Source organism: Nonomuraea sp. NPDC048916 (assembly GCF_040649575.1).
Taxonomy (GTDB): domain Bacteria; phylum Actinomycetota; class Actinomycetes; order Streptosporangiales; family Streptosporangiaceae; genus Nonomuraea.
Window position 1 is genome coordinate 42,441 of record NZ_JBEZFS010000024.1, and the last position, 12,001, is coordinate 54,441.

Here is a 12,001-nt window from a genome sequence, read left to right on the forward strand (position 1 = left end):
GACACCGACATTGGCTCGTACACGTGGCAAACGGTGTCACACTTACCTGTCGTATGCGACTTCCGCCCCACATCCTCGTGGTCAACGGCATCAAGGTCCGCAGGCCGGTCTTCCTGCTGGGAGCCCCGCACTCCGGCGCGGACCTGCTGGTCCGTGCCCTGAAACGATCGCCGGGCTTCCACCTGACGACGGGCCGCCCGTGCGTGGCGCACGTGGTCTACGCCTTCGCCCGCAAACCGTCGATCGGCCGCGGCTCCGGCGCCGTACGCGTGCTGCGTGACGCGCTGGCCGAGTCGTGGCAGGTGCTGCCCGGCGCGTGCGGGCAGTGCGCCGAGCCGTGCCGGGAGGCGGGCGGCGTCACCGGCAGCGGCCCGTGCGTGGCGACGGGCGAGATCACCCGCTTCGGCGACGGCAGCCCCGACCTGCTCTACAGCGCGCCGGTGCTGGACCAGGCCTTCCCCGACGCGCAGTTCGTGCAGCTGATCCGCGACGGCCGCGACGTGGTCGCCGACATGCTCGCCGACCCGGTCTGCCTGGCCTGGTTCAAGCCGGTGATGCTGGCCCAGCACACCGAGTTCCCCAACGACTTCCTGGGCGTCAACCGCGACGAGCACGTCGAGCGGTGGAAGACCATGCCCGCCGCGGGCAAGAGCGCGCTGCGCTGGCGCAGCGCCGTCCGGCTCAGCGCCACGCTGCGCCAGGAGCTGCCCGCCGGCCGGCTGCTGACGCTGCGCTACGAGGACCTGGTGCACAAGCCGGCCGAGTCGGTGGCGGCGCTCACGGAGTTCCTCGAGACGCGCGTCTCCAAGGTCGCCCTGTACGGCACGCGCGCCCCCGAGGTCGGCTGCTGGCGCACCCGGCTGCGGCCCGCCGACCTGGAGCTGGTGGAGAAGGTGGCCAGACAGGAGCTCACCCGGCTGGGCTACCTCACCGGCTGAACTGGGTGCGGTAGAGCTCCGCGTAGAGCCCGCCGCGCCGGAGCAGCTCGTCGTGCTCGCCCCGCTCGGCGATGCGGCCGTCCTGGACCACGAGGATCTCGTCGGCCTCCCTGATCGTCGACAGCCGGTGCGCGATGACCAGCGAGGTGCGGCCCGCCAGAGCGGTCTTCAGCGCCCGCTGCACGGCCGCCTCCGACTCGGAGTCGAGGTGCGCGGTGGCCTCGTCGAGCACCACCACACGCGGCGCCTTCAGCAGCAGCCGGGCCAGCGCCAGCCGCTGCTTCTCACCGCCGGACAGCCGGTAGCCGCGGTCGCCCACCACGGTCTCCAGCCGGTCGGGCAGCGACTCGACCAGGTCACCGATCTGCGCGGCCCTCAGCGCCTCCCACAGCTCCTCGTCGCTCGCCCCCGGACGCGCGTAGCGCAGGTTGGCCTCGATCGTGTCGTGGTAGAGGTGAGGGTCCTGCATGACCACGCCCACGCTCTCGCGCAGCGACGCGAGCGTGGCGTCGCGCACGTCGAGCCCGTTGACGCGGACCGCCCCCTCGTTGACGTCGTAGAGCCGCGACACCAGCGAGGTGATCGTGGTCTTGCCCGCGCCCGACGGGCCGACCAGGGCGATCAGCTGCCCGGGTTTCGCGGTGAAGGAGACCCCCTTGAGCACCGGCTGCGAGGGGCCGGTGTCCTGCCTGGCCACCGACTCCAGCGAGGCCAGTGAAACCTCCTCGGCCGACGGGTAGCGGAAGTGGACGTCGTCGAACTCGATCGTCACCGGGCCGCCGGACACCGGCTCCGCGCCGGGCCGCTCGGCGACCATCGGCTTCAGGTCGAGGATCTCGAAGACCCGGTCGAAGCTGACCAGCGCCGTCATCACGTCCACGTGCACGTTGGACAGCGAGGTGAGCGGGCCGTACAGGCGCATCAGCAACGCCGCCAGGGCGACCAGCGTGCCGAGCTCGAACACGCCGCTCACGGAGAGCACGCCGCCGATGCCGTAGACGAGCGCGGTGGCCAGCGCCGCGACCAGGCCGAGCGCGACCCGGAAGACCGTTCCGTACATCCCGACCGTCACGCCCACGTCGCGCACCCGCGCGGCCCGGCGGCCGAACACCGCCGCGTCGTCCTCGGGCCGGCCGTAGAGCTTGGCGACCATCGCGCCGGCCACGTTGAACCGCTCGGTGGTGACCGAGCTCATCTCCGCGTCGAGCTGCATCTGCTCACGGGTGAGCACCGACATGCGCCGGCCGACCAGCTTGGCCGGGATGACGAAGATCGGCAGGAGCACCAGCGCGGCCAGCGTCACCTGCCACGACAGCACCAGCATCGCGCCGAGCACGAGGACCAGGCTGATCACGTTGGCCACCACCGACGACAGGGTGCTGGTCAGGGCCCGCTGCGCGCCGATGACGTCGGTGTTGAGCCGCGAGACCAGCGCGCCGGTCTGCGCGCGCATGAAGAAGGCCACCGGCATCCGCTGCACGTGGTCGAACACCTCGGTGCGCAGATCGTAGATGAGCCCTTCGCCGATGCGGGCGGAGAACCAGCGCTGCGCCAGCGTGAGCCCGGCGTCGACCACCGCCAGCGCCGCGATCGCCACCGCCAGGCCGACCACCACGTCGCCGCGCTTCGGCAGGATGCCGTCGTCGATGATCGCCTTCATCAGCAGCGGGTTGGCCACCACGATGACCGCGCCCGCGACCACGAGCAGCAGGAACGCGCAGATCTGCCGGGTGTGCGGCCTGGCGTAGCGCGCGATGCGCCGCACCGTGCCCGGCGTGAGCCGCTGCTTGGTCACGGAGCCGTCGCGTCGCAGTGACGCCATCACATGGGGGCCGAAACCCCCTCCCATCATCGCCATCCGGGGCCTCCTCCCCCGGTATGAGCGCCGCCGGGGCACACGGCGATTCCCGGGTCAGCTCAGCGCGAAACTCACTCGGCGCCGAACAGTGCCTTGAGCCGCTTGATCTGCTCGGCCCCCTCGGCCGCGCTCTGCTCCTCCAGGGTGCGCCCCTGCGCACCCTGGAGGAGTCGCTTGGTCGCCGCCGCCGCGTCCCTGTTGGTCGACAGCAGCTCGGCGGCCTTGTCCTGAACGGCCTTGGCGAGGTCGCCCCCCGCGACGACTCGCTCGGCGAGGCCGATGCGCATGGCCTCGTCGGCCTCCACGAACCTGGCGGTCAGGCAGATGTCGATCGCCTTGGCCAGGCCGACCAGCTCGACCAGCGGCTTGGTGCCGGTCAGATCGGGCACCAGCCCCAGTGCGGGCTCTTTCATGCAGAATTTTACGTCGTCGGCCACGATCCGCAGGTCACAGGCGAGCGCGAGCTGGAACCCCGCGCCGATGGCGTGACCGTGCACGGCCGCGATGGAAACGATCTCTGGTCTGCGGAGCCACAGGAATCCCTGTTGGGCCGCCTGGATCCGCTGCCCGAACGATGCGCTGTCGAGTCGCGCCGCCGAGCCGAACGAGCCCTGTCCGGGCACTCCCTCAGGTGTGAACATACGCAGGTCGATCCCTGCCGAGAAGGACGGTCCCTCACCTTGCACCACGACGACGCGCACCTGCTCCGGCAGGCTGTCGCCGATGCGAGCCAGTGCCGACCAGGTCGCGAACGTCTGTGCGTTTCGCTTGTCCGGCCGGTCCAGCGTGATCGTCGCGATCTCACCGTCCACCTCGAAGCGCAGGCCGATCTCCGCCAGTCTTTCGGCAGAGACGTCCTCCGTTTGCCCCCCGCGCTGTTGTGGCGCCTTCGCTTCCGACATCGCCCGCTCCCTCTGTGCTTGGCCGTCGCGCCCGAGCTTACAGAATATGGTTCTGGCTCGGGCGCGACGGCTGGCTGACTAGGGACGGGCGGCTGCGGTCGCACGTTCCGAGGCGGCCGTCAGCGCTTGGACTTGCCTCGGGTCGCCCCTCCGCGCCCGCGCAGAGTCACACCGGACTCGCTCAGGATGCGGTGGATGAACCCGTAGGACCGGCCGGTCGAAGCGGCCAGCGCGCGGATGCTCTCACCCGCGGCGTAGCGCTTCTTGAGATCACCGGCCAGCTTCTCACGGTCGGCCCCGGTGACCCGGGTGCCCTTCTTCAGTGTCTCGGCCACGAGTACCTCCTGTAGTGCCGGACTTCCGCAGCGTTACTCCGCCATGATCAGTCATTTCAGCGGGATCGGCTACCTACTCCACGGGAAAAGATCCGTACCCACCCAAATTAAGATCAGGCAAGTGCCACAAGATCGGAAAATTCGGCGCTCCATGCGTCTTCAGTTCCGTCAGGTAGCAAGATCACCCTATCCGGTGAAAGGGCGTCAACGGCACCCTCGTCATGGGTGACCAGGACGATTGCTCCTGAATATGACCTTAGAGCGTTGAGAACCTGCTCGCGGCTGATGGGATCGAGGTTGTTCGTCGGCTCGTCGAGCAGCAGCACATTGGCGCTGGAGAGCACCAGCATGGCGAGCGCGAGACGGGTTTTCTCGCCGCCCGACAGCACCCCGGCGGGCTTGTCGACGTCGTCTCCGCTGAACAGGAACGAGCCGAGAACCTTGCGCAACTCGGTGTCGGTGAACTCGCCGCCCGCCGAACGCATGTTCTCCAGGAGGGTCCGGTCGTTGTCGAGGGTCTCGTGCTCCTGGGCGTAGTAGCCGACCTTGAGGCCGTGGCCGGGCCTGATCTCGCCCGTGTCGGGCTGCTCGACGCCGCCGAGCAGCCTCAGCAGCGTGGTCTTGCCCGCGCCGTTGAGCCCCAGGATGACGACCCGGTGGCCACGGTCGATGGCCACGTTGACGTCGGTGAACACCTCCAGTGAGCCGTAGGACTTGGACAGCCCCTCGGCCATCAGCGGAGTGCGGCCGCAGGGCAGCGGCGCGGGAAAGCGCAGCTTGGCCACCTTGTCGCTCTGGCGCTCCTCCTCGGTGCCCGCGAGCAGTCGGTGGGCGCGGCGCATCATGTCCTGGGCGGCCTTGGCCTTGGTGGCCTTGGCGCGCATCTTGTCGGCCTGCGCCAGCAGCGCGCCGGCCTGCTTCTCGGCGTTGGCGCGCTCGCGCTTGCGGCGCTTCTCGTCGGTCTCCCGCTGCGCCAGATAGGCCTTCCAGCCGACGTTGTAGTGGTCGATCACGCAGCGGTTGGCGTCGAGGTGAAGGACCTTGTTGACCGTCGCTTCAAGAAGGCCGACATCGTGACTGATGATCACCAAGCCCCCCTGATGCGATCGCAAAAAATCACGAAGCCACCCGATTGAGTCCGCATCTAGGTGGTTTGTCGGCTCGTCGAGAAGGAGAGTTTCCGCCCCACTGAAAAGAATGCGTGCCAATTCCACGCGCCTGCGCTGACCGCCGGAAAGCGTTTTCAGTGGTTGGCCGAGCACGCGGTCCGGCAGGCCGAGGCTGGAGGCGATCGAGGCGGCCTCGGACTCGGCCGCGTAGCCGCCGAGCACGTGCATCTGGTCCTCGAGACGGCCGTAACGCCGCACGGCCTTCTCCCGGGTGCGCTCGTCGGCGGAGGACATGCCGAGCTCGGCCTGGCGCAGCTTGCGCAGCACCTCGTCGAGGCCCCGGGCGGACAGGATGCGGTCGCGGGCGAGCACCTCCAGGTCGCCTGTGCGAGGGTCCTGGGGCAGGTAGCCGACGTTGCCGGTCATGCTGACCGCGCCCGCGGCGGGCAGGCCCTCCCCGGCGAGCACCTTGGTCAGCGTGGTCTTGCCCGCGCCGTTGCGGCCGACGAGGCCGATCTTGTCGCCCGGGTTGACCCGGAACGACGACTTCTCGATGAGCAGGCGCGCGCCGGCGCGCAGCTCGATGTCACTGGCGATGATCATGGTTGACGGAACACTCCCGAGCTAGGAAACGAGGGTTTGGGCGTGCGACGCCGGTCAATCGGGAGTGTGCATACAGATCAGTGTATGACCCCGGTCTGGGGCTCCACCTCCGGTTAAACCTCCGGCGGGCACTCAGCGGTCACGCAGGGCGGCGGATGGCCGCCGGGCCGGTTGCGCATTCGCCTCGATCGGCGGGCGTGGCCGCGGTGGCCAGCGCGCCGCGGCCGGGATCTCCCGCCCAGACGACGAAGTCGCGCAGCCCGCTCCAGTCGTCGGGCGCGCCGTCGGCGGCGTCGCGCAGGGCTTCGGCGAGGGTGGCCAACCGGAATTTCAGATTCCGGCCAGGCTTCGTCCGGGCCCACCAGGCGGTGATCGACCTGGCCGGGGAGGCGGGCGCCGCGCAGATCGTGACCGTATCGGTGCGCGACGCCACGCCCTCACATGGGCGCGCGCGGGGTCAGGCGGGGTCGACCACGCGGATCCGGACCGCGCGGAACGACTTCGGCGTGTCGCGCAGGACCACCAGTTTCGGATCGGGCACCACGAGGAACGGCTCGGACTCGAGGGCCAGGAGCGGCGCGAGCCGCCGGTCGGCCCGCAGGGTGTCGACCGCGCGGCGGTCTCCGCCGAACACGACCGCGTCCAGCTCGGCCAGGTGCGGCGACAGCACCCGGAGCGCGGTCTCCACGGCCGACTCGACGGCCTGGCCCGCTTGGTTCTGCCTGCGCCTGGCGAAGCGCTGCTGCGACCAGCCGCCGGCGGCGGTGCGCCCCTGGACCAGCCGGGAGCCGACCTTGGAGGCCACCAGTTGTGACCCGTGGAACACTCCCGCCGCGTAGCCGCCCAGCCGCACCAGCACCACGCCCACGCGCCGCTCGGCCCGGGCGTGCGTGACCAGCCGGGTGATGTGCGGCGGGCCGGGCGGCATCGGCGGGAAGGGGACGTGCAGCTCGGCCAGCGCCCCGTCGGCGGCCACCAGGCGCACGATCCGCTCGTCGCCGGAGGCCTCGAAGGCGCCGTGCCGGGCGGCGAAGCCGTCGATCCACGGGTGCACGCGCTCGGGCGGCACCGGCACCCACCGGCCGCCGCCCTTCGCCGGTCGCGCGTTCATTCTCGAAAGGCTACCGACCCGGCGGGCCTGCCCCGCACTCCGGCGCCTGAGGGAACAGGCCGACTCCTGAGGGAACATAACGAGAAATATCGGCGAATATCAGTGAATTTCGGCCCACAGGGGTTCTGGCAGGCGAGCGAGGCGCGGATCATTTCACCGTGTCTTCCCTGCTCACCGGCCTCATCGTGGATCTCGACACGGGAGCCGTCATCGCTCAGCCCGCGGCGGTCGACGCCGCCGGCCGCCTCCCGGCCGGCCCGCTGCCACTGGTGATCGAACTGCCGATCCGGGTCGTGCTGGCGGGCGCCGGCGCGCTCGCGCCGCTGCACGAGACCCTCCGCAGGTCCGGCAGGCACCCCCGTGAGGCCATGCTCCTGCTCACGGGGCCGTCGGGGCAGGCCGAGCGGCCGCTGCTGAGGGTCGGGCTCGACGGGCTGCGCAACCTCGGCTACCTCCTGGGCTTCGGCGGCGTGGGCGCGGAGAGCCTGCCGCTCGACCTGGTCGCGGACGCCTCGCCGTACCTGATCGGGCTGGCGCCCGAGCTGGTCGCGCGGATCCCGCGCGACCGCCGGGCGGCGGCGGTGGCCCAGGCGGTCGTGACGCTGGCGCGCGGCATCGGCGCGCACGTGCTCACCCAGGGGATCGAAGACGAGGCCCAGCTCGCGGTGGTACGCGGCTGGGGCGTGCGGCTGGCGCACGGCCCGCTGCTGGCGCCGGGGCCGGACGGCCGGGTCAGGGTCCCGCTCCCGGTCGCCGAGGAGCCGTCCGCCGCGATGGCGCTCGGCCCCCGGGTGCAGGAGCTGCTGCTGCCCGCGGTGACGCTGCCCGAGGAGGCGACGGCGGAGGACGCGGTGGAGGCGTTCGGCCACGAGCCGTCGATCACCAGCGTGATCCTGGTGGACGAGTTCCGGCGGCCGAAGGGCAGCCTCGACCGCAGCCGGTTCCTGCTGGCGGTGGCCTCCCGCTACGGTCACGCGCTGCACGGCTCCAAGCCCGCCCGGCGGCTGGCCGATCCCCCGCGCGCGGTGCCGAGGACCACCCCGGCCGTGGCGGCCATGCAGGCGGCGGGACGCGACTCGGCCCGCGTCTACGACGACCTGGTGGTCACCGACGAGCTCAACCGCTGCCTGGGGATCGTGCGGGTGTCGGACCTGATCCGGCAGGTGACGGCGGCGAACACCGGGGAACGCCGCGCCGGCCGCTGACGACCCGCGACCGGATCACCCGGCGTCTGGGCAAGCCGGACCGTCCCCCACCGGGAAGGCCACCCGTGACATGAACCGGGTCAGAGGCGGCAGGCGTAGATGTCGGTGACCAGGATGGCGCGCGCGCCGATGTCCCACAGCTGGTCCATCACCTGCTGGTGGCCCCTGCGGCGGACCATGGCGCGGACGGCGACCCAGCCCTCGCGGTGCAGCGGCGAGACCGTGGGCCCCTCCATGCCGGGCGTGAGGGCGATGGCCTCCTCTATGCGCTCGGCACGGATGTCGTAGTCCATCATGACGAAGTCGCGGGCGTGCACGACGCCCTGGAGGCGGCGCACCAGCTGGCCGACGCCGGTCGCCTCGGGCGCGCTGTGCCGCTTGATCAGCACGGCCTCCGAGCGCATGATCGGCTCGCCGAAGACCTCCAGGCCGACGTTGCGCAGCGTGGTGCCGGTCTCGACGACGTCGGCGATCGCGTCGGCCACGCCGAGCCTGATGGCGGTCTCGACGGCGCCGTCGAGCTTGATGACGCGCGCGTCGATGCCCGTGTCGGAGAGGTATTTGTCGAGCAGGCCGGCGTAGGAGGTGGCGATGCGCATGCCGTCGAGGTCTTTGACCGACGTCATCTCCCCCGCCCTGGAGGCCAGGCGGAAGGTGGAGCCGCCGAAGCCGAGCGGCATGATCTCCTCGACGGGCGCGCCAGAGTCGATCAGCATGTCGCGGCCGGTGATGCCGGCGTCGAGGGTGCCCTCGCCGACGTAGACGGCGATGTCGCGGGGGCGCAGGAAGAACAGCTCGCAGCCGTTGTCCTCGTCGACGACGACGAGCTCCTTGCTGTCGTTGCGGGACCGGTAACCGGCCTCCTTGAGCATGATCTGGGCGGCTTCGCTGAGCACACCCTTGTTGGGTACTGCCAGGCGGATCATGTGGGTCTTGTCCTTCGGTCTCGCGGATTTGAACGGGCGGACGGAAGCGGGCGCGGGCGCCCTAGAGATGCTTGTACACCTCGTCCAGCCCGATGCCCTTCGCGAGCATGAGCACCTGCACGTGGTAGAGGAGCTGCGAGATCTCCTCGGCGGCCCGGTCACTCGACTCGTGCTCGGCGGCCATCCAGCTCTCGGCGGCCTCCTCGACGACCTTCTTGCCGATGGCATGGACACCGGCGTCGAGGGCGGCGACGGTGCCCGAGCCGGAGGGCCGGGTCTGCGCCTTCTCTGACAGCTCGGCGAACAGCTCTTCGAAGGTCTTCATGATCTCTCTCGTCGGTCGGCTGACGTGCATGACAAGCCTAGTCTGCGCGCACGGGTCGCATGGCCCGGCGTCCGCCACGCGAGACGCCGCGCGCTGGAGCTCCGATCTTGACCACCCCCCATCACTCCTTTATTGTTCACACGAATAAATCATTTTATTAGGGTGATTTGAGCCGAATATGGAGACTTAGTGTCGACGGAAAGCCTCTTTCCACATTCGCTCCGCACGCTCCTCAGACCGGATAATCTCCGAAATCCCGCTCCCGTCTATTCCGCCTGGCGCGAGACCGACCCCTTCTTCTGGTTCGACGAACTCCGCACGTGGGTGCTGACCCGCCATGCCGACTGCGCCGAGGTGCTCAAGCGGCTGGACCGGTTCTCCTCCGACTGGCGGCGGGTCGGCGAGCGGATGCCCGACGAGCTGATCATGTTGCAGACCGTCGATCCGCCCGAACACCCGCCCGTGCGACGGCTGCTCGCGGCCGCCTACCGGGCCCAGGACCACGCCGCGCTGGCCGAGCGCACCGCCGAGCGCGTACGACGGCTGCTGGCCGGGCTGGGAGGCGGGACCGAGGTGGAGTTCGTCCACGAGGTGGCCGTCCCGCTCACCGTGCAGACGATCTGCGACCTGCTGGGCGTCGACCCGCCCGGCCTCGACTGGCTCAACTCCGTTTCCCCGCCGGTCATCGACACGATGGACGCCGGGCTGCGTCCCGAGGTGATGCCCGCGGGCATCGCCGCACGGGCGGAGATCGACGAGGTCATCGAGCGGTGGATGACCGACCACCACCCGGGCGGTATGTTTGCATTTGTCGCCGAAAAACTGCGCAGCGGGGACGTGGATCGACGGCTCCTGCTGAATTCCCTCCGCTCGACTTTCCACGCGGGTTTCGAATCGTCGGCCCGGTTACTGGCCCTCTCGCTCCTCGCGTTCACCGATAATCCTGGCAGTCTCCAAGATTTCCCGAAAAATCCGGACTCCGGGGTGGAAGAGCTGATCCGCTACACCAGCCAGGTCCAGGTGCTCGCCCGGGCCTGCCTGGCCGACACCGAAATCGGCGGCCACAAGGTGCGCGCGGGAGAGGGCGTGACCCTGATCATCGGGGCCGCCAACCGCGACCCCGCCGTCTTCGCCGACCCCGACACCCTGCGGCTGGACCGTGCCCCCAACCCGCATCTCGGCTTCGGGCGCGGCCTGCACGCCTGCCTCGGCGCCAGCGTCGCCTCGACGCAGACCCGGGTGCTCTTCACCGAGCTCGCCCGCGCCGGTCACCTGGTCCGCCCGCGCGCCGACCCGGTGATGTGGGACAGCGGAACCCTGCGCGGGGTGCGAAGCCTGCCGGTCACGTTCACCTAGGAGGTGGTCCCATGCGTTACGCCTACTGACCGATAGTCGCCGTGGCCGGCCAGGCCACGGCGAACGGCGCCTCCTCAGAGGAGCTCGATGAACCAACCGACGGGCGCCCGGGGCCGCTACCGCGACGCCCTCGCCGTACCCGAGTTCCGGACGCTCTTCCTCTCGCACGTGCTCTGCATGCTGGGCACGATCGTGACCCAGTTCGCCCTCACCGTGCTGGTCTACCGGCAGACCGGCTCTCCCCTGCTGGCCGCCCTGGTGTTCACGGTGGCGTTCGTCCCCTACCTGTTCGGCGGGGTGCTGCTGTCGGCGCTGGTCGACCGGGTGGCGATCCGCCGGCTGCTGGTGGGCTGCAACCTGGCGACCGCCGCCCTGGCCGCGGCGATGACGGCGCCCGGCCTGCCGGCCGCCGTCGTGCTCGCCCTGGCCCTCGGGATGGGGCTGGTGGCGCCGGTCTTCGCGGGGGCGCGCGCCGCGATGCTGCCGCGCATCCTCGACGGCGACGTCTACATCGCCGCCCGCAGCCTGTTCCGGCTGGTGGCGCAGGGCGCGCAGGTGAGCGGGTTCGCCCTCGGCGGGCTGCTGCTCATCGTGCTGACGCCGCGCGCCGCCCTGCTGCTCAACACCGGCGCCTTCCTGGTGTCGGCGGCGCTGCTCGCCACCGGGCTCGCGGCCCGCCCGGCGCTGTCCGCTCCCGGGTCGCTCTCCCTGGTGGGCGACTCGCTGACCGGGCTGGGCAGGATCTTCCGGCTGGTACGGCTGCGCCGCGTCCTCGTGTTCGGCTGGGCCGTGCCCGCCCTCGGGGTGGCGCCCGAGGCGCTGGCCGCGCCGTACGCCGACCTGGCCGGGTTCGGCACGGCGGGGCTGGGGCTGCTCATGTCGGCGCTGCCGGTCGGCACGGTCCTGGGTGAGCTGCTGTGCCTGTGGTTCCCGTCGCCCGCCCGGCGCCTTCGGCTCATCGTGCCGCTGGCCCTGCTGATGTTCCTGCCACAGACGCTCTTCGGGCTGCGGCCGGGCCTGCCGCTCGCGGTCACGCTGCTCGTCCTGTCCGGCATGGGGCTCGCCCACCACCTCGGCCTGGACCAGCTCCTCGTGGACGCCGCCCCCGACGAGCTCCTCGGCAGGGCGCTGAGCGTCCAGACCGCCGGGCTGATGTTCTGGCAGGGCGTCGGGTTCGCCGTGGCCGGCGCCGCCGCCCAGTTCGCCGCCCCCTCCGTGGTCATCACGGTGACCGCCGTGCTGGGCCTCGCGCTGGTGCCGTTCCTGCGTCCCCGTCAGGAGGGGCCCGGAAACGGCGCTGCCCGCCGTGGCGCCCCTTAGCGGAGACGTACGG

The 12,001-nt window shown here is 70.9% G+C and carries 12 protein-coding genes and 1 pseudogene; 4 read left to right on the top strand and 9 right to left on the bottom strand.

Going from position 1 to position 12,001, the window contains the following annotated elements; genetic code table 11:
• Positions 1 to 53: 53 nt before the first annotated feature.
• Positions 54 to 938 carry a sulfotransferase gene (locus AB0C16_RS25520; RefSeq protein ID WP_357686428.1) on the top strand — a complete coding sequence of 295 codons (885 nt, stop codon included), beginning with the start codon at positions 54 to 56 and terminating at the stop codon, positions 936 to 938.
• Here AB0C16_RS25520 and AB0C16_RS25525 read toward each other — a convergent pair.
• From AB0C16_RS25525 to AB0C16_RS25555, 7 genes and pseudogenes are all read right to left on the bottom strand, one after another.
• Positions 928 to 1,809, bottom strand: a complete 882-nt coding sequence (locus AB0C16_RS25525; RefSeq protein ID WP_357686484.1) for an ATP-binding cassette domain-containing protein — start codon at positions 1,807 to 1,809, stop codon at positions 928 to 930. The two genes, AB0C16_RS25520 and AB0C16_RS25525, sit on opposite strands and share 11 nt — an antisense overlap.
• A gap of 42 nt (positions 1,810 to 1,851) precedes the next feature.
• A pseudogene (locus tag AB0C16_RS25530) lies at positions 1,852 to 2,796 on the bottom strand (ABC transporter ATP-binding protein); the annotation flags it as partial.
• 71 nt (positions 2,797 to 2,867) lie between these two features.
• Entirely contained in the window at positions 2,868 to 3,698 is an 831-nt protein-coding gene (locus AB0C16_RS25535; protein WP_357686429.1) for an enoyl-CoA hydratase/isomerase family protein, read from the bottom strand.
• A 119-nt stretch (positions 3,699 to 3,817) separates the two neighbouring features.
• Positions 3,818 to 4,033 (bottom strand): helix-turn-helix domain-containing protein, encoded by a 216-nt coding sequence (locus tag AB0C16_RS25540; RefSeq protein WP_020547488.1) that lies wholly within the window; start codon positions 4,031 to 4,033, stop codon positions 3,818 to 3,820.
• 113 nt (positions 4,034 to 4,146) lie between these two features.
• Positions 4,147 to 5,745, bottom strand: coding sequence for an ABC-F family ATP-binding cassette domain-containing protein (locus AB0C16_RS25545; RefSeq protein WP_357686430.1), 1,599 nt, complete (start codon positions 5,743 to 5,745; stop codon positions 4,147 to 4,149).
• A 139-nt stretch (positions 5,746 to 5,884) separates the two neighbouring features.
• Positions 5,885 to 6,178 carry a hypothetical protein gene (locus AB0C16_RS25550; RefSeq protein WP_357686431.1) on the bottom strand — a complete coding sequence of 98 codons (294 nt, stop codon included), beginning with the start codon at positions 6,176 to 6,178 and terminating at the stop codon, positions 5,885 to 5,887.
• 24 nt (positions 6,179 to 6,202) lie between these two features.
• On the bottom strand, positions 6,203 to 6,856 hold the full coding sequence (locus AB0C16_RS25555; RefSeq protein ID WP_357686432.1) for an acVLRF1 family peptidyl-tRNA hydrolase: 654 nt from the start codon (positions 6,854 to 6,856) through the stop codon (positions 6,203 to 6,205).
• 158 nt (positions 6,857 to 7,014) lie between these two features.
• Here AB0C16_RS25555 and AB0C16_RS25560 point away from each other — a divergent pair, with 158 nt between their 5' ends.
• Positions 7,015 to 8,061: an EAL domain-containing protein gene (locus AB0C16_RS25560; RefSeq protein ID WP_357686433.1), complete on the top strand. Its 1,047-nt coding sequence runs from the start codon at positions 7,015 to 7,017 to the stop codon at positions 8,059 to 8,061.
• 80 nt (positions 8,062 to 8,141) lie between these two features.
• On the opposite strand, the gene hisG is transcribed toward AB0C16_RS25560, so the two are convergent.
• Positions 8,142 to 8,987 carry an ATP phosphoribosyltransferase gene (gene hisG, locus AB0C16_RS25565; RefSeq protein WP_357686434.1) on the bottom strand — a complete coding sequence of 282 codons (846 nt, stop codon included), beginning with the start codon at positions 8,985 to 8,987 and terminating at the stop codon, positions 8,142 to 8,144.
• A gap of 61 nt (positions 8,988 to 9,048) precedes the next feature.
• Positions 9,049 to 9,312, bottom strand: a complete 264-nt coding sequence (locus AB0C16_RS25570; protein WP_357686435.1) for a phosphoribosyl-ATP diphosphatase — start codon at positions 9,310 to 9,312, stop codon at positions 9,049 to 9,051.
• 189 nt (positions 9,313 to 9,501) lie between these two features.
• On the opposite strand from AB0C16_RS25570, the gene AB0C16_RS25575 reads away from it, so the two are divergent.
• The gene (locus AB0C16_RS25575; protein ID WP_357686436.1) at positions 9,502 to 10,668 is read left to right on the top strand and encodes a cytochrome P450; all 1,167 of its coding nucleotides are present in this window, start codon (positions 9,502 to 9,504) and stop codon (positions 10,666 to 10,668) included.
• An 87-nt stretch (positions 10,669 to 10,755) separates the two neighbouring features.
• Positions 10,756 to 11,988, top strand: coding sequence for an MFS transporter (locus tag AB0C16_RS25580; protein ID WP_357686437.1), 1,233 nt, complete (start codon positions 10,756 to 10,758; stop codon positions 11,986 to 11,988).
• Positions 11,989 to 12,001 lie beyond the last annotated feature (13 nt).